Source organism: Thermodesulfobacteriota bacterium, assembly GCA_036397855.1.
In the GTDB taxonomy this organism is placed as follows: domain Bacteria; phylum Desulfobacterota_D; class UBA1144; order Nemesobacterales; family CSP1-2; genus DASWID01.
This window is the reverse complement of sequence record DASWID010000112.1, coordinates 17,412-37,089: the sequence shown is the minus strand read 5'-3', so window position 1 is coordinate 37,089 and position 19,678 is coordinate 17,412. Positions and strand designations below refer to the sequence as shown.

At 42.4% G+C, this 19,678-nt stretch carries 16 protein-coding genes; 7 read left to right on the top strand and 9 right to left on the bottom strand.

Annotated features, from left to right (window positions below; genetic code table 11):
• The 4 genes from VGA95_08875 to VGA95_08860 all read left to right on the top strand — a co-directional run bounded on the left by VGA95_08875 (position 1) and on the right by VGA95_08860 (position 4,136).
• Entirely contained in the window at positions 1-1,008 is a 1,008-nt protein-coding gene (locus tag VGA95_08875; protein ID HEX9666654.1) for a M56 family metallopeptidase, read from the top strand.
• An 81-nt stretch (positions 1,009-1,089) separates the two neighbouring features.
• Positions 1,090-1,617, top strand: coding sequence for a hypothetical protein (locus VGA95_08870; GenBank protein ID HEX9666653.1), 528 nt, complete (start codon positions 1,090-1,092; stop codon positions 1,615-1,617).
• Between the two features lies 1 nt (position 1,618).
• Complete coding sequence (locus VGA95_08865; GenBank protein ID HEX9666652.1) at positions 1,619-3,475, top strand: ATP-binding protein; 1,857 nt, start codon at positions 1,619-1,621, stop codon at positions 3,473-3,475.
• 16 nt (positions 3,476-3,491) lie between these two features.
• A complete protein-coding gene (locus VGA95_08860; protein HEX9666651.1) occupies positions 3,492-4,136 on the top strand; it encodes a response regulator transcription factor in 645 nt (214 codons plus the stop codon).
• 70 nt (positions 4,137-4,206) lie between these two features.
• On the opposite strand, the gene VGA95_08855 is transcribed toward VGA95_08860, so the two are convergent.
• From VGA95_08855 to VGA95_08815, 9 genes are all read right to left on the bottom strand, one after another.
• Complete coding sequence (locus tag VGA95_08855) at positions 4,207-5,715, bottom strand: NapC/NirT family cytochrome c (GenBank protein ID HEX9666650.1); 1,509 nt, start codon at positions 5,713-5,715, stop codon at positions 4,207-4,209.
• Between the two features lie 170 nt (positions 5,716-5,885).
• Positions 5,886-7,892 (bottom strand): cytochrome c3 family protein, encoded by a 2,007-nt coding sequence (locus VGA95_08850; GenBank protein HEX9666649.1) that lies wholly within the window; start codon positions 7,890-7,892, stop codon positions 5,886-5,888.
• A gap of 207 nt (positions 7,893-8,099) precedes the next feature.
• Positions 8,100-9,302, bottom strand: coding sequence for an NrfD/PsrC family molybdoenzyme membrane anchor subunit (nrfD, locus tag VGA95_08845; GenBank protein ID HEX9666648.1), 1,203 nt, complete (start codon positions 9,300-9,302; stop codon positions 8,100-8,102).
• Positions 9,303-10,115, bottom strand: a complete 813-nt coding sequence (locus VGA95_08840; protein ID HEX9666647.1) for a 4Fe-4S dicluster domain-containing protein — start codon at positions 10,113-10,115, stop codon at positions 9,303-9,305.
• On the bottom strand, positions 10,112-10,861 hold the full coding sequence (locus tag VGA95_08835; GenBank protein ID HEX9666646.1) for a hypothetical protein: 750 nt from the start codon (positions 10,859-10,861) through the stop codon (positions 10,112-10,114). The genes VGA95_08840 and VGA95_08835 overlap by 4 nt, the downstream gene beginning before the upstream one ends.
• A 181-nt stretch (positions 10,862-11,042) precedes the next feature.
• Positions 11,043-11,525, bottom strand: a complete 483-nt coding sequence (locus VGA95_08830; protein ID HEX9666645.1) for a hypothetical protein — start codon at positions 11,523-11,525, stop codon at positions 11,043-11,045.
• Between the two features lie 169 nt (positions 11,526-11,694).
• Entirely contained in the window at positions 11,695-12,351 is a 657-nt protein-coding gene (locus VGA95_08825; protein ID HEX9666644.1) for a metal-dependent transcriptional regulator, read from the bottom strand.
• A gap of 181 nt (positions 12,352-12,532) precedes the next feature.
• The gene (gene feoB / locus VGA95_08820) at positions 12,533-14,497 is read right to left on the bottom strand and encodes a ferrous iron transport protein B (protein HEX9666643.1); all 1,965 of its coding nucleotides are present in this window, start codon (positions 14,495-14,497) and stop codon (positions 12,533-12,535) included.
• 796 nt (positions 14,498-15,293) lie between these two features.
• Complete coding sequence (locus VGA95_08815; protein ID HEX9666642.1) at positions 15,294-15,614, bottom strand: hypothetical protein; 321 nt, start codon at positions 15,612-15,614, stop codon at positions 15,294-15,296.
• A 782-nt stretch (positions 15,615-16,396) separates the two neighbouring features.
• Between VGA95_08815 and ccsA the strand changes: the two genes are divergently transcribed.
• From ccsA to VGA95_08800, 3 genes are all read left to right on the top strand, one after another.
• On the top strand, positions 16,397-17,056 hold the full coding sequence (gene ccsA, locus VGA95_08810; protein HEX9666641.1) for a cytochrome c biogenesis protein CcsA: 660 nt from the start codon (positions 16,397-16,399) through the stop codon (positions 17,054-17,056).
• 177 nt (positions 17,057-17,233) lie between these two features.
• On the top strand, positions 17,234-17,647 hold the full coding sequence (locus VGA95_08805) for a cytochrome c maturation protein CcmE (protein ID HEX9666640.1): 414 nt from the start codon (positions 17,234-17,236) through the stop codon (positions 17,645-17,647).
• Position 17,648: 1 nt separating this feature from the next.
• Positions 17,649-19,649 (top strand): heme lyase CcmF/NrfE family subunit, encoded by a 2,001-nt coding sequence (locus tag VGA95_08800; protein HEX9666639.1) that lies wholly within the window; start codon positions 17,649-17,651, stop codon positions 19,647-19,649.
• Positions 19,650-19,678 lie beyond the last annotated feature (29 nt).

Sequence of the window (19,678 nt, the reverse complement as noted above, 5' to 3'; positions counted from 1 at the left end):
TTGGAATTTAGTTTTAGTCAATATGTGTTTCAGTGTGTATTGCATTCTTTTATCATAGCCCTTGTTATTGAAGTATTATTAAAAATATGGCATGAAGAGCGTCCGCTTCTACAAATCAGGTTTCGTAGTCTTGTAATACTGATTCCGGTTTTATCTTTCCCCCTGTATCAATTGATCTATCCTCATCGCGGAAGCTTGGAGTTTCGTGAAGACATGGCTATCTTCGATATAAACCAATGGCTACTTTTAAGATTGGGTGATGGCATTTTGGTTTGGCATTTAGCTATTGCCCTATTGGGAGTTGTAACTGTCATTTTTCTTGTACAAGAAGCTATTCCGACACTACTTCATCACTATGCTGGCGAGGAGGATAAGACCCTTTATAAGAGTGGTACAATCCCTAAACTTGATGGAGTCATAAGAGATTTGGAGCAAAGGTTACCCATGGCCGTACCAAGGATTTTTCTATTAAATGGGAAAGAGCCTACAATATATGCAAAAGGGCTAACGAAAGGTTCCATCAACATCTCCTATTCTCTCATAGAAGCTCTCGACCTTGAAGAGCTTCAAGGGGTGCTTGCCCATGAGATGGGTCATATTTTGAGAAGGGATAACGCCACAGGTTGGGTAATGTTTCTTTTACGATTTGTCATGTTTTATAATCCGATTGTCCTTATCGAGTTTCGAAGAATCATAAATGAACGAGAGACGCTCTGCGATGATCTTGCTTCAACGTTTACCGGGAAGCCGCTTGCTATCGCTTCAAGCTTAGTAAAAATTTTTCGGATGGGTAAGGCAGATAGGTTTTCTCAAATATCAAAGTCTGGCTTGAGAGGTAGAATCTTATCAATAGTTCATAATCTTGAGAGTCATTCGCACAGGGTACGAATCGAGAACAGAGTAACAAGGATGGTACGTCCAAAGAATATCTATAATCCTCCGTATCCAAATATCCGACTCGGAATAACAGCTCTTTCGCTAATTTTGCTCCTATTCTTTGTCGTATGAGCGTTAAAATGCTCTCACAATTTGAAATAAGGCAAACGGCCTAAAGCTATGACTCGAAAAGCTACTTACTTTTTAAGAGAAATGTCGAAAATAGTGTTATCTATCACTATCTTGATGTGTGTGGTATTGATATCACTATACGTTTTGAAAAAAGTCCCCGCATATATACAGGAAAGCGAACAGAAATTTTACAGTAGCGTAGAAGAAGCTGAATATTCACTTGGATTAAGAATTTTTCTTCCATCATACTTCCCAGATTATCTCATCTGGCCGCCTAAAGAAATCAAGGTGGTAAGAAAGCCCTCCCTTATCATAACACTGGTATTCCTTTCACAAGTACATGGTAGCCCTAGCTTAGTAATTCACCAAATTATTTCAAATAAAGATGAAAGCAAAGGTGTGGGATTTGATTTTGTGGAACCTAAAAGGCATTCCGGAGAGACTCAAATCTCGGTCGGTGGAGCGAAAGGCACACTAAAAATCGGTGTGGGAGAAAATGGAAACCAGTGGATCCAGCTAAGTTGGAAAGAAGGGGATAGAAAGATGGTTTTAATATCTAACGGGTCCGTTGAGGATTTACTTAAAATCGCAAGGAGCATTCACCATTGAGATGGGCTTAAAATCCTTTTTTGAAAGACCCAGCTTGCGAAGGAGAATAATCTTACTCAGTGCCTCTGGTATGCTGACCATACTAGTAATACTCGGTGTCTCAGATTTTCTCAATATGCGTGACAGTGTCAACCAAATGCTTCGAGAGCGGCTCGTGCTTGCCCAAACGGTTGCGAGCAATCTCGAGGATTTAATCAGGCAGAATCTTATGTATCTTCAAGACGTTGCTTTCTCCAAGGGCGTCAATCTGGCAGACGAAGACCTGGGACCGGAAAAAGCCGCTCTTCATAATGCATTATTGCGGTCCATTTTCGCCAATGTGTTTTTGCTTGACAGCAAAGGGCATATCTTGTGGATAGAACCGCCTCGTCCTGCTCTCGCCGAAGCAAACTTCGGGGATTTTTCCCCTGTTAGAGAGTCTATTCTTACAGGGAAGCCTATCGTTTCTAATTTGTTTGAGATAAGGCCTCAAGCAAAAAAGGCGGTATTCGCTCTGATCCCTATAGTTAAGAATGGAAGAACTTTGGGTCTCGTAGGAGGGGAAGTTGATCCTACCGGAGCTGCATTGCCTAGGGTTATCCGGCCAGTAAAGATTGGGGAGACAGGGTATATCGAAATTATAGATGGAAACGGGTTTGTTTTAGCCTCTACCAAGTCGGGAAACATCTTAACTGAAAGCGACCATGGCGGATTCCTTTCAGGACTTATCAAGACAGGGCGGTCCAGCGTAGGCACATGCCACAGTTGCCACGAGGAGGGGATAACGGGTAAGCCAAAAAAAGAGATCATGGCTTTTGCTCCTCTCTCAGACATCCCTTGGGGAATTGATATTAGACAGGCTGAGAGTGAAGCCCTTGCTCCCGTGGAAAGCATGAAAAGACGCTTTTTTACGTTTGGCGCCGTATTGTTTGTAGTCGCTCTAATTTTAACCCTAGGGGTAGCTCAGAGCGTTATTGCACCAGTTAAATCTTTAACAATGTCTGCCCGGAGAATTGCTTCTGGCAATCTCTTTGAGCCTATTTCTATATCCGGAGATGATGAAATCGGGCAACTTGGGAAAACCCTGGATGAAATGAGGATTAAGCTCAAGAATTCCCTGGATGAAATCGCTGCGTGGACAGGAGAACTTGAGAGAAGGGTGGATGAGAGAACAAAAGAAACCTTTTCCCTGTATGAGGAACTCAGGAAGAAGGAGGAGAAGCGAGGAGAACTCCTCCGTAGGATAATCTCAGCCCAAGAAGAAGAACGGAAGAGGATTGCAAGGGAGTTACACGATGAAATGAGCCAAACTCTTGCTGCAATGCTTATTTCCCTCGAAGCAATAAGAGAGGCGAGTGCACCTAAGTTGCTTGAAGTGAAAATAGATAATGCAAGGAAACTTGCACTTCGTGCTATAGATAGCACGCACCGCATGATTTTTGACCTCCGTCCTGCTATTCTTGATGACCTCGGGCTTTCTGCTGCTATAAAGTGGTATGCAGAAGAACGCCTCAAGCCCTTGGGCATTAATTTCCGCTACGAGGGGAATCTGTTTGAAAAAAGGTTTCAAACCCAGATCGAAACTGTGCTATTTAGAGTTGCTCAAGAGGCTATAACGAATATAGCCAAGCACTCTCAAGCTGAAAATGTTATTATTAATCTGGAACTCGAAGATAGCCTCATTACATTAGAGATAGAAGATGATGGCAATGGATTTGATTTAGAGAGTATATCAAGTACAAAGGCGGGTAGCCGGGGGCTCGGACTTCTCGGAATGAAGGAAAGGGTCTTACTTCTTGATGGAAAGCTTGAAGTACAGTCACAACCCGGATCTGGGACAAGGGTTGTAGTTACGGTTCCATTGAGGGAGGTGAGTTAAAATCAGTAATATAAAGGTGCTTATCGCCGATGACCACGCCCTTATACGTGAAGGCATAAAGGCACTTCTTGAGAGTTGCGGAGACATTGAGGTCGTAGGCGATGCCACCGATGGTGGGGAAGCTATAGAAAAGACCCGAAAGCTCAAGCCAGATGTGGTGCTAATGGACATAGCTATGCCTGGACTGGGAGGGCTCGAAGCTACGCTGGAGATACGAAATGCCTGTCCCCAGACAAAAATAATCGTCCTTACCCAGTATGATAATAAAGAGTACATATACAGGTTCTTAAAAGCGGGTGCTTCTGGCTATGTTCTTAAAAAAGCAACGAGTACAGAGCTTATATCCGCCATCCAGGCAGTGAATAGAGGCAGCTCATTTTTGTATCCCGATGTAGCTCCTGCCGTGATAGAGGGGTACCTGCAAACAAGGGATAAAGACATTGAGGAGGACCTTTACGAAAACCTCACTAATAGAGAAAAACAGGTGCTAAAGCTCGTCGCAGAGGGCTATAAGAACAATGAGATTGCTGATATGCTTTACATGAGTGTTAAAACTGTGATGGGCCATAGAACACACATAATGGAAAAGCTTAATATTCACAGCCGAACCGAACTCATAAAATTTGCCATTCGAAAGGGATTAATAGAGGTAAAGCCCTAAGAGTATTCAAGTCCTTACAACCTCAGTCCGTTGTTTTTTTCGAGACCCTAAATCGAATAACTGAGTCGATTCATGGCAGTCCGCCGGTGTGGCAGTCGCTACACTTTATCTCCTTCCACATCTCTCCGATATCCTCGGGATGCCGAAATGCAAGCCCATCCGGTTCCATTGAATACTCCATATTCTCTGGCGTTCCCTGCGATATAATAGTATGGCAGGCAGTACACTTATTCGTGATCACCTTTCCATCAGCACTCTTATGAAGTCCATCATGGCAGCGATAGCAGCCGGGGAAATTCAGGTGGCCGATGTTATTCGGGTAGACGTCCCACCGCACCTTCATTATATCAGGGAAAAAGTTGTTCTGATAAATGTCCTGGATCTCCACTATAGCGCCAGAAATCGAATCTTCTTTGTGATTCGTCAACTCAGAATGGTTGTCTTGATAGAATTTTTTGACCCCATTCTCAATTTCCTTCAACGCCGATTCCGTGGAGTCATAATTTCCAGACAGCAGTTTGACCCCGGTTTGTTTTATAAAGGGTAGGTTAGGATCAATCTTGCCAGTACCTAAAGCGAGATTCATCGAATAACTAGGAGAACGGAAAATGTGCGTGGGTCGGTTGTGGCAATCCATGCAGTCCATCTTACGAATATTTGCACTGCCGATTTCTCCATCTGAAAGTGGATTTTCGGTTGACATATATTCGGTCACGTGTCCAGTTTCCAAATTCGTCGTTCTTACCCAGGGAATCTCCTGTCGCGTCTCATCAGTGGCAATGTACTCTAATTTATTGCCAATGTTCATGTGCCAATGGATTCCTTCGGTCAGTCCCGTCTCCGGGCTGCCCCCTCCGGTTCTGATTAGCAGATTAATATCCCAACGAGTATTATTCTCATCAGGCAAGAAATGAAGCAGTCTTTTTTGTTGAGCGCCAAAAAACTGCTCAGGCCAGTGGCACTGCTCACATGTCTCCTGTGCCGGGCGCAAGCTCTCGATTGGGACTGGAATCGGCCTCGGGTATTTGTTTAAGAGAACGGCATAAACCTGGTATAGTCCTGACATTTTAGACTTTACAAACCAGTCTGCCCCTGGTCCTACGTGGCAGTCAACGCAGCGAACCCTTGCATGTGGCGAATTCTGATAAGCGGTGTACTCCGGTTGCATCACACTGTGGCAAAGTGTGCCGCAGAAGGCCACAGAATCAGTAACATGGTAGGCTTTATAACCGCTTAAGGTGACAAGAATTATCAGTAGGATCGAACCCACAAAAAAGATTAATGTCGCATTCCTTTGGTGAGGGTTATTCAGGTCGATTATTGGGAACCGCGGCAATGATCTTATACCTGTGTTTCTGAAACGTTGCCACTCGAAGAGCATGCCAATCGGGATAAGGATCATACCAAAAACAAAAATCATCGGTATTAATACGAAGATGATCAGCCCGGCGTAGGGTACTTCTGAGGTATCAACAATTGAGTGAAGGGCAAATAAGAAGATAAAAACAATTAGCGACAAAGCCGATATAGCCGCACCGGCGTAGCTTAACCAATTGTGGACAATCCTAGGCAATCTCATGCAAGTACCTCCCTGGGAATTTAAAATCTCTGGATAATTTCGTCAAACATTGCCTCCGTTATCGGTCCGTACTTATTTTGAAAAATCGTACTTTGTATTTGTAGTTAATCACTATTTTGCGTAAAAGCAACAGAGATAACTCGTGGATCACGTCGTCTGTTTGGTTCATTTTAAACATTAGAAAGAAAGGTAGCAAAAATCGCAACGATCAATGCCAATCCCACACCCAGTGCAGCAAACCCGAACCATTTCGAAAGCGTATTAGCAAGTTGCGATGGTGGTTCAACAATTATATTGTCGAGCTTTCCTTCTCTTAACAGCCTATCGTATTCTACGGGCCTTTCCTCAATAAATCTTTCCAGAGGTATTTTGCCAGTGAAGATGGTAGTGTCTAATGGAAAGCTCTCCGGACGCAGATGGGTATGGAAGAAATGGAATGTGAATATGAATCCAACAGCAAGAAGGGCCTCCTCTCCGTGGATCACCATTGCCACATTTAGAAAATAACCAGGAAGAAATTTTGTAAAGATCTCTGGCAGCCAGAGCATAAGTCCAGAGACGCCTATTACTGGTATTCCCCAGAAGACCGCAAAATAATCGAACTTCTCCCAATAGGTCCATCTGTCCAGTCTCGGACGAGGACCTAGGTATAAGAACCACCGCACGTTCCGATAGAGATCAACTAGGTCTTCCCTTCTAGGAATAATGGAATTAGGACCATAGAGAAGGCTTAAGTTGCCCTTTAAAAATATCTTGTCTAACATATAACCGAGATGAAAGCTAACGTAACCCAGTGTTATGATTGCAAACACTCTGTGGAAGTACCTTGTAACTTCTACTCCACCGAGTATTCCTTCGAGGATTCTTCCCCAGTCCGTGTAATTGTACATAAGCGGTAGTCCTGTCGCAGCAAGTCCCAGGAAGCTTATGACAAGAGTAACATGGGTAATCCTGTGGGGAAGGGGGAACCGGAGGACATATTTGCCGCTGCTCCAGCGGGTAGGAACCTCTCCCCTGGCCACCGCTACAGCTGAGCGCTGAAGCCAAAGAACCATATGTAATCCGAAAAGGCCAAAAACTGAAATGAGAAGCCAATTCATCAAGGTATATATGTAATAAAGAAAAGGGGACCTATCCTTATCGCCGGGATCAGCATGTGGGTCGTAGCTGACAAACTTTTCACTTATTTCAGTGTGACATCTCCCACAGGTTTTGGTAAGATTCCCAGATGCGATAGAGGAAAAAGGGTCATTCGCAGGGAGAATGAGATGGGCCGTGTGGCAGTCCGAGCACTTTGCGACCTCGACAAACCCTAGAGAGGTTGCCTGCCCGTGAAATGTGTCCTGATAAGTAAGGGCTCTAGCCCCATGGCATCCACTACATTCCTCAGAAATTTGCAGGCGGAATCCAGTTGAACGAGGCTCCTTGATTTCGTGGGACGTGTGACAGGTCGTGCAAACAGGTCCTCTTTCTTCTCCATCTTTCCAGAGCTTTCCATGTAAGCTTCTCTCAAAATTATCATAAATTCCAAGATGACACTTCTTGCAAGTAAGCGGTATATTCCCTCTATAGACACTGGAGTTTTTGTCACTTTTGGGCCTTATATTATGTGCACCATGGCAGTCAGAACAAACCGCCGAGACAATTAAACCGCTGACAAAGACGCCACGGCCGTGAACGCTTTCAGTGTAACTCTCAATAAATTCCGGTGACGGAAGAGGGTGTTCCTTTGTAATCTTTTCGCTTGTATGGCACTTCGAACAGGTCTCAGGAACGTTCAATGGGTTTATAGGTGATGCTGGGTCTTCTTTTGGGAGGATGCCGTGGGAGCCGTGACAACTCGTACATTTTGGGGCATCATTATCACCCCTCGCTATTGCTTCACCATGTATACTTTCGGAATACTCTTTTGCGATCTGTGGGTGACATGAAGAGCAATCAACCTTCCCCGGGACTTCTTCGTGGGGTATTTCTGTTACATCCTGATGACAATCTGTGCACTCAAAGCCACTATGAATTGAGGCATCTAAGAGTCCTTTATCAACCAATGGTTCCATCGTTTCGTGGCACATCAGACAGTCTTCACTCTTAAACTCATCAGAATGGGAAGTAACTGTGAAGGGACAAAAAATTAAAAAGAAAAGAGTTAAAAAAAACAATGACTCATTTGATCGCATAACTTGTATCACATGTTGCCTTTTCTTTAACATACAGCCAATAGCTTGGTGCCACCGGTATCTTTGACCATCAAACCAAGATCTGTGGGAAGGTTATACATGTTTTTTGGCCTGAATCCTTTCATTTCGTTACGAAATCAAACGAATTTTTAAGTCACATTTTTCAGATATATTTCTAGCTTCCTATAACCCCTAACTTAAAAACATCTACGTTTCAAGTTTAACCTCTGCTTCCTTCCATGGCGGCAACAGAGCAACGAGGATGTACAGAATAATAAATGGGAGCGCCAGAAAGAATAACGCCACCAAGAGCCCTTCAATTCCGAGCAATTCCATTTTGTAGGTTGTAAGTCCTCTTAAACTCTTGGAAAATAATTGCCCCCCGATAACCACATTCCATCTTATACTAAAAATTCCTATCAGGGTAAGAATCGCACTTCCAAAGTAGATAAGACGCCTTAACTCATCAGGAAGGCGTGTCAACTTTGTCCATGCCAATAAAACCATTGGAATTATAGTTCCTAGCAGCATCTGAATCACGACCATACTGATGAATAGCTTACTGATTAAAAGCTGGTACAGTATTTTTATGGATTCTTCTGATTCGTAAATGCGGTGAATGAAGTCAAGGTTTTCGAGTGAGAAATCCAGTATCATTGCATAGAGCAAAAAGGAAGCAAGCTTATCCATACAGGTCATTTCTACATTTTTCCGGCGAAAGAGAGTAATAACCATATAGAGTAACATCACAAGCGCGATCCCCGATACTATAGCGGAAAACAAAAAAACTACGGGCATAAGCACACTGCTCCACCAGGGATTCGCCTTCACAGAGCCGAAGATAAAACCCACATAACCATGAAGGAGGAAAGCGGATGGAATACCGATGATGGTTATAAATTTTGCCGCCTTTCTGTCAAACTGAAGAGATCTTTCTGAGAGGTCTGAAGCCCCAAGGGTTAAGATGAGATAAATAAATCTTTTCAACCCCTTTTCTTTCATAGACCAGACAACGATATCCTTTCTGTACTCAAACCACAATTCCACGAGAAGGACAACCAAGAGATACCAGCCGTAGACAAAACCAAACATAGCCATGGCAGACCTGAAATTGGGTGTGAGAAAAATTTCATAGGCTCGTTCAGGATGTCCCAGATGAGCCACAAGGGGAAGAGGGGCGACAATGAGGAAAGCAAGGGCAGTGAGAAGGGAAAGTCGGTAAGTAGGCTCCACTTCTTTAACATTAAAAACCCTTTCCAGGGAAGCCAGAATAAAAGCACCTGCTACAAGACCAGTAAGATAGGGATAAACCACAATCAGGATACTCCAATGGAGTTCAATCTCGTTGGGATAGATGAAGCCTGTAATTTCTTTAAGGCTAATGGCAAGTCGCTCAAGTAAGGGATCCAACTAAGTAACCTCCTTGTCTAGATTAGCATAGTAGACCTTGGGTTCTGTATTAAGATAGGGCTTTAAGACACCAATATTGTTGAATCGGACAAAACGCGCAAGGGGATTGTTGCGTGGTTTTACTTCTCCAAAAGTTCTTGCTCCAGTGGGACATACCTCTACGCACGCAGGCTGCAATCCCTTTACGATTCTGTGATAACAAAATGTGCATTTGTCCGCCGTCTTTGTCTCGGGATTGAGATATCTCGCTCCATAAGGACAGGCCTGAATGCAGTAACGACATCCGATACAGTAGTCTTTATCAACAAGGACAACTCCGTCTATTGACTGGTATGTGGCTCCAACAGGACAGACCTGCACACAGGGTGGATTATTACATTGATTACATAACTTTGGAACAAAAAACGTGCGTAGGATTTCCTTTTCGCTAATGGGTTCGGGAAAACCGTGCATCCCACCTTCAGGACTGTCCACACTCGTTTCCCCATCGACTGTAATAGTATATCTTTCCACCCAGGTTCTGAAGAAATAGGGTTCCTGAGGAACATTATTTTCAATCTTGCACGCCTCTACACATCGTCCACACCCTATGCACTTATCGATGTCAATACCCATCGCATAGTAGTGCTCCTTGGGATTGTATTTCCCATAAATACTTTCCAATGTTGAAGTGTTTTCGCGAGATGCCTTTTTCAAGAAGGGGAATATTTTAGAAAAAAGACCGCCAAGAAAAAATCCGGAGGGGATTATGAGGAGGCTCTTAAGAAAGTTCCTCCTATTTGTTACGTTGTCAAGAAGCTCTTTAGCATTCATTGCTTCTCATCCTCCTTTGTGCGCGCTTCAGGATAATGGGGATAGTGACACTCCCAGCACAAAAAACCATTGCCATGAGTTTTAATGTCGACACGCGGAATTTCAGGGGAACTTTCTGCTTCCTGTGCGTGGCACTCTCCACAGAATTCTCTATTCCTCGGTTTATCCGGCAAGGCCATCCTTGGATTTAATTTATGCTCTTCCTTCGCTTCGTGGCATCGAGTACAGGCTAGGAGTGCGTGGGGTGATACAATTTTAGTTCGAGCAATTTGCGTGTGGCATGGATCGCATTCCGCGGGCGTAACAGGAGGAACCGGATCATGGGGGTTATGGCAGAAAATACAAGGCTTACCGGGATTATGCCTTACAGGGTCAATCTGTGGGAATCCTGTGGGTCTTGTCGGATTGTATCCATGACACAATGGACAATAGGCGCGTTTTCTTGGTGCCGGGGGTTTGTACTCATACGGGTCCTGGGTATGGGCATAGGCAGGCCCATGGCATACTTCACAGGCAACCCCCCTATGATATGATTTGTCTTTTAAAATGTAAATATCATCATGGCATTCGGTGCATGCAGTTTCCCCGGCATACTTAATTTCCCTGGAGACCGCGGATTGTAATGAATCGGCACGATAATGACCGTATTTCCCAAAACTTGCGGGCATAAGAAAATGGCGGACAATTAGGAAAATGAAAATCAAGACAATAGAAAGGGCGAGAAGATATTTTATCTGTTGGGGCATTCCTAACCCCTTCTCAAGCTTTCAAAAAGAGCTGCTCTATCGGTAAGACCTTCCATAATTTGATCTGTTCCATATTTATGTTCCTGTTATCCTTTATCTTATTATCTTCTTACCCTTAATCACCTTTGTAACATTTCAATTTCGTGCACTGTTATGCGGTATACTACAGCCCCTTTGTCGATTAGAAAAATCTTCTTTCGTCCATGCCACCACAACCATCTTCTTTAAACGGTAAGTTACACCTTCCCCTATGGCATGCATTACCAGCGTATCCATCTTTGTTAGTAAGGTGAATCCATTCCAATACGGCACTTTTCACTTCCTCATTGCTATAATTAAGTTCTGCTATTAAGAAGTTTGATAGTCCCCAAACACTCTTAGCGAGATTGCATGGACAGCAACAAGTTGATATAGAATAATCACTACAACATGGGGCAGGAATAGTTGATAGAGCCTCATTCTTTATCTTTTCCTGTGCCGGGGTTAAAGCCATGGAGTTATAAGTTATGAATTCCTTTGCTTGCAAATGAGGATCATAAAAATTAATTTTGTTTTCCCCAAGTGTTTTAGTACTCCCAGTTATTATCCTGGTATAGGATGCTGCTAGAATTATGACAATCACACCCAAAATTATTCCAATAATCCAGTAATATTTCCTTTTCACTTTTAGGACCCCCTTTTTGATTTTTGTTGTTCATACACAACTTAGGGATAGTATCTTAGCAATAGCCGTGCCAAGAAGAAATAAGCATATTTTCTATATAACACAATGCCTTATGAGTGGGAAAACAATGTCAGACGTCTGAAAAACCGACAAGATAGTAATCAATGTTTTATTTCAGAACCTTCCTTACATATATGTGTCTGGCAATTTCATCATCTATGGCAATATCTGTCTCTCCCGCTCTTAATACATATGCAGGTTTTTTTTGGTGGAGAACTATTTCTGCTCCGGGAATGATTCCCAGGTTGGTAAGCTGATGCAATCTTCTATGGTGCCTGGGGACTAAAAAGATTATCTTTACCCTATCTCCGGGGATTGCTTTAGCAAGTGGAATAACAAATTTGTCGGTTTCTTCTTTAAAGATTCCGCAGCATTCTCCTAGAGGAATCGGTTTTTCATGTGGACAAAACCTGGGATGTCCAAGGAAAGCACAAATGGATTCCGTAACCTCGGGACCAAGAATATGTTCAAGCTCACAGGCCGTAGAGTCCATTTCATTGGAATCTACTTGGAGTATCTCTTTAAGAAGCTTCTCGGCGAGACGGTGGCGCCTGACTATCATTTTTGCCATCGCTTCGCCGATAGTGGTAAGGTTTATTTTACCTTCACTAGTACTTATAAGATCACTTTCTTGGGCACATCTCATAGCCTCTTTCACGTCTTTGTTCCAAGACCTCTTGTAGATTGTCTCTTTGTCTTGGATGCCCTCCTCCCTGAGCTTCCAGATAAGCTCAAGCAGTTCATCGCTTTCTTCAACGTATTTCATGCTCTTCCCTCTTGTTTAAAGAATTTTTTTAGCCACAGGATAAGTTTTGACTCCTGGGGGAAGGAATATCCGCATCTCGGGCAGCAGATCAACAGGCAGTCTCCTATACTTATTGGGCAGCTTATACACCTTTCCCTTCCCTCCTCCCTATGAAATCCCTCTCCACACAAGGGGCAGGCGATTAGATTCCGAGGCTCCACAGTATCCAATTCGTCATACCTCCTACAATAATGGCTATGAAAAGAACTATCCCAACTATAATAAGGGCGGTTCTAAGCCCTTGTTCTTTTATAATTATTAGAAAGTTGGCAACACAGGGGACGAAAAGCGTAATCGTAACAAGACTTACTAAAACCTGATGGCTGCTCAAATATCCACTCTGTTGAAGATCGAAAAGTCCAGCTGCACCATAGTCTCTTCTCAGGAATCCGATTAAAAATGCATTCGTAGCTTCTTTAGGAAGGTCAAGGAATTTTACTACGATAGGTGAAGCCAGATTCTGTAAAAATCCTAGTACCTTTAACCTATCCAAGACAAAGAGTATTATCGTTCCAAGGATAAAGAGGGGAACTGCTTCTTTCAGATACCATTCAAGTCTTGCAACAGTCTTAATGATTACGTTACCGATTTGTGGAATCCTTATCGGCGGAACCTCAATAATAAGGTCTCGGCTTTCTCCTTTTACAAAGTAAGAAGCAAGAAACCCAACTGCAAAAAGAACAAAACAAATTTCTCCTCCCCAAAAGAAAATACCCCACTGAGGTAGAGTAGAAGCCATAGCAAACACCACAGCCAGTTGAGCCGAGCACGGGATTCCTAAGGCGAGAAGAAATATAACAACTAGCCTTTCCTTTTTAGTCTCGAGCATCCTTGTAGTAAGGGTCGCCATGGTGTCACATCCAAGCCCGAGTACCATCGGGAGTACAACTTTTCCATTTAGCCCCATTAACTTAAACACCCTGTCAACCATAATGGCCAGCCTTGGGAGGTATCCGGAATCTTCGAGGATGCTAAAAAAGATGAAAAATGTACAGATTACTGGGAAAATTATTGCAAGTGAGTATGTCAGCGCCATAGTAATTATTCCAAAATCACCTACGAGAAAATCGATCAATATCTTGAAGGGAATAATTTTGGGTATGACCATTTTAAAAAAGGGGTTTATATGACCTTCAAAGACGGTCACCTCCAAGAAGTCAACAAATGTCCCTGCCCCCAGTTTTCCCACAAAGAGATATGCGAGGTAAAGTATTAAAATTAATATAGGGACTCCAAATACAGGATGAGTCGACGTCCGTCCCAAGACATCCAGGGCTCGGTTGTCTGATTTAAAAGAGGTAGTGGATACGTTCTGAACGATTTCTTTGGCAAGGTCAAGCCTCTTTAGACCGATGAAATAACTTATAGGATATTCCCTTGAGCCGAGGTTTGAGAATGGATCAAGTCTAGCAATGGAGTTTAGCTTTTCCTTAGGAATTCTGCTAATAATGTCTTCGCCCATGCTGCAGTCGCCTGACACAAAAGAAAGACCTATAAATCTTGAGAAATGAGGATTTGATAGAATTTTTTTCATTTCTTCTAACATTCCTTCTATAGCTTGAGAGTAAGAAACTCTCAGTTGAGGGATACTCGAGTTTTCGAGTTCTTTCTTAATTCCTTCTATTCCCTTTCTTTCGATAGCCACGGTCGGAACGATGGGAATCCCAAGTTTCTGAGACAGCTTTGGTATGTTAATGTCAATTCCTCTTTGTTGGGCTTCATCCATCATGTTTAGAACGATGAGTAAGGGGAGTCCCATTTCTGCAATCTGGGTCGTTATATAAAGACCCCTCTCCAGGTTTTTGGCATCTATAACCTGAATTATGAAGTTAATGTCATCTTGTAATAAAATATCTCTAACTACCCTTTCATCTTCCGACGTCGGCGTCAGGCTATTAACCCCGGGCGTGTCGATAAGAGAAATCGTTTCTGTGCCGATTTTCATCTCTCCCGAGGTTATCTCGACCGTTGTTCCGGGATAATTTGAAACCGTAACGTATCTTTTGGTAAGGGCACCAAAAATTAAGCTTTTCCCGACATTAGGATTTCCGATTAAAGCAGCCTTCTTTGGATGAGCTGGGTTCTCAGACTTGGCTTTGCTAAACATTTATAGAGCGCGACTTGAACAATTAATTTTCAATTCTTATTACCTACGTGCAAAAATAAGGCCAATGAGGTGGCTTAACCGTTCCAGTAGTGAAGTTAGAGTTTAAACTGGAGTATAGATAAGATATCAAGTAAATTTGGCAAAAGAGGGTTTATCAGAATAGGAATTTCCTGTAGCTATTGACTGTGAACTTCATAAAATCGGTGGGACATTGGGACTAAAAACGGTTTAAAATGGATTTTCCAGTTAAAATTCTGACAAGTTTATAGATGATAGGCTTATTTCTTATCGGTAACCCGTTCTTGGTGATGTAAGATTTTAGGACATTTTACAACTCCAACCTTTCAGTCACATAAACACTTCTTAGCACGACAAGTCGTGAAATTATTTCCTTTTTTTCTTCTTTCATCTCGTCTTAGACGTTATCCAAACCTCCTCTTCGTGAGAAAAATTGTTATTGCAATGGACTGTATTATTAAGGCTCAGTAGATAGATTATGTTCGATTTAAGGAATTCAATGTTCCCGATTCTACACTAAAAACATCTGATTGATCATCATGAAATTAGCCAAGCAGGTAAATGTAATATACTAGAAGAAGGAATTACCTCGCTCAAATTAGTGGCACTTGTTGGCGCGAGTGATCAAAAAAATATATCGGATGTAGACCACCCAATTGTAAGACCTTAGATCCATCGGTGGCCTTCAGATATCATTATACCGTCCGCGGCGCGAATTAATCATAAAAATCTATTTTGAAATCCACCCCAATACTGCTCAATCTGCTTTCGGTTTCATTTACGCGCTGAGTTGCGGAAGGTCCAAGCACTTCTTTTTGCATCGGACTTTGCCGCTATCAAATGCCGAACACTGAGTAACATCATCGTATTGTCTAAAAGTGAAGATACTGGGCTCGAATTTCGCTGAAACAACTTTTCTTTTAAAAGGGCAGAAAAAGGTTTTCAGTACTAGTCGCTTCGATATTGAGATAGCTTCTACCCCGAAGTAAACAAGAATGACTATCATGCCCAAAAGAGCAATAAGCATTGCACCTACGGCATAAGGAGCCAATAATGCGATAAATATAACAGCAGCAATACCTTTCATAATTTGTACCATCTTATTTATCACCTCCCTAATCCTTACTTAGTTGCAATTTAGGTGCCAATTGAAGGCCTAATTCTCTTTAATGTTTTGGGTATATTACTATATCGCGATGGCTATCAACCTGTCGGATGTCAAATAAACTGACATTAAGAGGTGACAAAGCTATTAAAAGTAATAGGGTACTTCGAAAAGAAAATTGACCATGGCTAATTTTAATTGCGTATAAACGTCTGATTAAGGGTTGGCTGTTAGAGAGGATAAAACCATTGAGACCCTCGGTATTATTGGAATTAGGGTGGCAGATTTCAGAATCCTTTCCGACGAAAAAAGAAAGATCTATATCACGTATGACTCTTTGAAACAGTTGAATAAGTTAGGTTTATAGATTGGAGCCGATTCGTATCCAATTAAGATACCGGGACGACATTCATATTATATTGGTATGAAATTTGCATTGGTCTTAGCAGTGAAATGACAATGAGTTGGAATGGTGCCCTAAGTCTTATCTTTATCCTAGTTATCCATTCATACATTGTGGCGGCTACGGCTATTGAAGAAAGCACGAAACGGTGTGACGCACCGCATCGGATTTTGCTATTCCTTCTGACTATGCCGTCTATTATCGGCTTAGTAAGATCGCGTACATGGACGCTAGATGGGGGTTCAATAGAGCATTCGGGTTGTGCTTTGCAGGTTCTAACGACATCCGATATAATTGATGCGAAACCTGTTCTGGAGTCTTTGAGTTTGTAGTAGGAAAAGTTTAAATAAAATAGATTTTGCTCGGGTTAATCATGAATCTTCTTTTAGCTCTGACTTTTATATCAATGATTGGTTCGCTCTATGCTTCATTTATTTACGCGCCGACTGAGAGGATTATGGGACCGATCCAAAAAATTTTTTATTTCCATATGGGAACCGTTTGGGTCGCCACGATTTCATTTGTAATCGTATTTGTTGCAAGCATTCAGTATCTGAGAAAAGAGAGTCGCAACTGGGATATTCTGGCTTATTCTGCTGCCGAAATAGGGGTGGTTTTTATTACACTTACGATAGTATCGGGTAGTATTTGGGCCAAACCCATCTGGGGCACGTGGTGGACTTGGGATCCGCAACTCACTACTACATTTATTCTTTGGATTCTCTACGTTGTTTACATGATACTGCGTTCATCCGCGGGGAACGATGTGAGGAAAGCAAAATTTGCCGCTGTTTTTGGAATCATAGCGTTTTTAGACTTACCCCTTGTTTACATTTCGGCGAGGGTTATGCGTGGAATCTCCCCGGTTGTATTTGGATCCCGTGGGGGCGGTATTGCATCAGAGATGATGGTCGCATTGATGGTTACGCTAGTAGCTTTTACCCTTTTGTTTATCTTGATACTTAAGAATAGGGTAGAACTAGAAATTATGAAAGATAATATCCTAAGGCTTAAATTAATGGAGGCAAAATAGCAGATGTCTTATCTTTTCTGGTCGCAAATAATTTTTTGGATTGTGCTTTTGATATATATCTATTATCTTATTAGAAAAAATCATAACTTGAAAAATCAGTTAGAGTCTATAGAGTCTTCTCTGAATTCAAATGAAGAAAGTCAATAGCTTATTTATTGCAGTGAGGAAGAATAATTGATGCTAAAAGGAAAGACAAAATTCATTGTAGCAATCACTGTAATCGCCGTTGCTATAGCGTACCTCGTTTACGGTGGTGTCAGTGATACGATGATCTACTATCTTACCGTTCAGGAATTGAAGGATAGGGTACCTTCAGTGTATAAGGAAAAAGTAAGGGTCTCGGGAAAAGTTGTTCCGGGATCTATAAGGAATGAGATTGATGGAAGCCTCGAGTTTAAGATTGCGGACGGCGAAGAAACGCTGGATGTAAAATATAAGGGAATAGTGCCGGATATATTTAAAGATGGCGTCGAAGCGGTCGTCGAAGGTCTATATACACCGGATAACGTATTTGTGGCTAGTTTATTGTTGGCCAAATGTCCCACCAAGTATGAATCCACAGATTCCTTAAAAGGGTCTAAAAATATATAAAATGGTTGAAACCGGTAATATATCAATTTTTTTAGCTTTTATACTCTCTGTCTACGTCATAGTTGCCTCCGTAATTGGAGCTAAAACCAAAAGGGACGATTTAATCAAAAGTGCCGAGAACGGGTCGCTTGCGGTCTGTTTTCTTCTAACCATAGGAGCCGTCTCACTGATACATGCTCTCCTGAATCTAGATTTCAGCCTTAAATATGTCGCCTTAAATGCCAGTAGTGATCTCTCTACTATTTACAGGATAACCGCGTTGTGGGCGGGCCAGGCTGGATCCCTGCTTCTTTGGTGCCTGATACTCTCAGTATATTCATCCCTTGTGGTGATTCAGAACAGGAGACGAAGCAGATTCACACCATATGTCCTCGCAACACTCGCTGCTGTTTCGACCTTCTTCATCTTTCTTATAGCCTTTGTTGAGAGTCCTTTTGAAAAACTACCCTTTGTAGCCGAAGAGGGAAGGGGGCTAAACCCCATTCTGCAGAATGCCTATATGGCCATTCATCCTCTCACTTTATACCTTGGTTATGTCGGAGTCACGGTACCTTTTGCATTTGGGATGGGTGCTCTTCTGAGCGGCAAGTTGGATGACGAGTGGATAAGACAATCTAGAAAATGGGCACTGCTGGCATGGACATTCTTAGGCCTGGGTCTGTTGTTGGGCGCAAGGTGGGCTTACTTGGAGCTCGGTTGGGGTGGTTATTGGGCATGGGATCCCGTGGAGAATGCCGCATTTATGCCATGGCTTGTCGGTACAGCCTTTGTTCACTCGGTAATGATTCAAGAAAAAAGGGGAATGCTTAAAAAGTGGAATTTGTCGCTGATAATACTTACCTTTTTCCTGGCAATATTTGGGACCTTTGTTACCAGAAGCGGGATAATTTCCTCGGTTCATTCATTTGCCCAGTCAGACATTGGTCCCTATTTTCTAGGTTTTATAGGTTTCATACTTATTTTCTCATTTGCCATGTTCACTCTTAGATTAGATGATCTTAAAAGCGATAATCATTTCGACTCTATTATATCAAGAGAGAGCGCTTTCATATTTAATAACCTTCTTTTTCTGGGTGCCGCTTTTACCGTATTCCTAGGAACAATTTTCCCAATCATATCCGAACTCGTCACAAGGGACAAGATTCTTGTTGGTCCGCCGTATTTTAATAGAGTGAATGTTCCGATCGGCTTAGTATTGATATTTTTGATGGGAGTTGGTCCGTTAATTTCTTGGAGAAAAGCCTCAAAAGATAATTTAATAAGAAATTTCACATTTCCAGTGGCAATCGGAGTTCTGACATCTGTAATCTTATTGCTTTTCGGAATGAGACACATTTATGCGCTTATTTCTTTCGGTCTATGCGCGTATGTGACTGCGACCGTGTTTGTCGAATACTACAGGGGGATAAGAGTTCGAGTTAGGAGAGGGGAAAATTATTTGCGCGCCTTCGGGAGACTGATATCCAAAAACCGTAGGAGATATGGTGGCTACATAGTCCACCTTGGGGTTGTTTTGGTAGTGATTGGGATAACTGGCTCATCTGTTTTTGTGAAGCAGAAAGAGGCAACACTGAAAACAGGGGAATCTATGAGCGTTGGTGATTTTACTCTGAGATTCGATGATCTCAACCAGTATACGACAGATGCGAAACATGGGACAGCCGCTAGCCTCTCGGTATTTGATGGCGAAAGAAAGATCGGAGCAATGGCTCCTGAAAAAAATCTGTATAAGTACTCCGGAAATCGTGAGATTAATCAAGAAACTGAGGTTGCAATTCTCTCTTCATTTACACATGACCTCTATGTAATACTTTCAAATTTTCAAGATGGTAGCGCTAGTTTCAGGGTTTTAATAAATCCAATGGTGTCGTGGATCTGGGCTGGCGGAGTGGTTCTACTCTTAGGGGCAATCGTTATTATGTGGCCGACTCCGAGCAAAAAGGAACAGGAAGTGCTTGTCGAATATAGTATAGGATCAAAGGACAGGACGGCAGAAGTTTAGAAATTTCCTCTCTTTGCTATTTTTATCCT